We start from the raw sequence: 890 nt of genomic DNA on the forward strand, positions 1-890 counted from the left end.
CTAGATCGTTGATGGGAGTTGTTGTGTGTCCCGGTCAGTGGTCGTAGGCGATCAGTGACCGCTTGACCGGGGCGCCGATCAGCCAGTTGTGCCAGATCGCGGCGTTGAGCGCGCAGATGCGCTGGCAGGTGCGCGCCCAGAGCCCGTCGGTGGTGCGGGCGGCGTGGCGCTCAAGCCCCAGCTGGTTCTTCAACGTCCAGATCACCGCCTCGATCCGCTGGCGCAGCCACCCGGGAAACGAGGGGTTCTCGGGCTCGTCCGCGCGGGCCGGGCGGACGAGCGGATGGCCCAGCCCGGCCGCGGCGCTCTCGATGCCGGCCCCGGCGAAGCCCTTGTCGCACACGATCGGGCCCGGCCCCGGTGCGGCCTGCCGGACGTGGAGCAGGTGCAGGGCCTGCTTGCGTTCGTCCAACTCCTTGGGGTGGGCCAGGCTGAAGGCGCAGACCGCCCCGTCAGCGGTGGTGACGAGCATGAGTTTGGCGCCCCAGTAGAAGGCGTGGTGGGACTTGTCCATGCCGTATCCGGCGATCTCGCCCAGCCCGGAGCGGTTGACCGTGACCCGGGAGGCGCCGCAGCGCAGCGGGGTGCCGTCCATCAGCCGCAGGTTCTCGTGCCAGGTCGGAACCGCCCGGGCCAGCCACGTGGAGGCGGCGAGCAGGGCCGGTGCCGCATCGCGCAGGTGGCGGTTGTACTCGGACTGGCCGGGCAGGCGGGGGAAGAGGTGGCCGATCCGGTCGGGTGCGGCGCGCATCCAGTGGCGTTCGGAGTCGCAGCGCAGCAGGACTTGGGCGATGGCGACGCAGACGAGTTCGGCGTCGGTGAGCAGCCGGGCGGGGCCGCGTTTTCCCGGTTTCCTGCCCGAGGGCAGGACGTGGTCGTCCAGGTGGACA

Annotated in this window: 1 protein-coding gene; it reads right to left on the reverse strand. The window is 71.2% G+C overall.

The window, feature by feature from the left end:
- Positions 1–34 precede the first annotated feature (34 nt).
- On the reverse strand, positions 35–890 hold an 856-nt coding region (locus tag ABD284_RS25685), incomplete at its 5' end, for a hypothetical protein (RefSeq protein ID WP_344149069.1).

This window comes from Streptomonospora arabica, assembly GCF_039531585.1.
GTDB classification, from domain to species: Bacteria; Actinomycetota; Actinomycetes; order Streptosporangiales; family Streptosporangiaceae; genus Streptomonospora; species Streptomonospora halophila.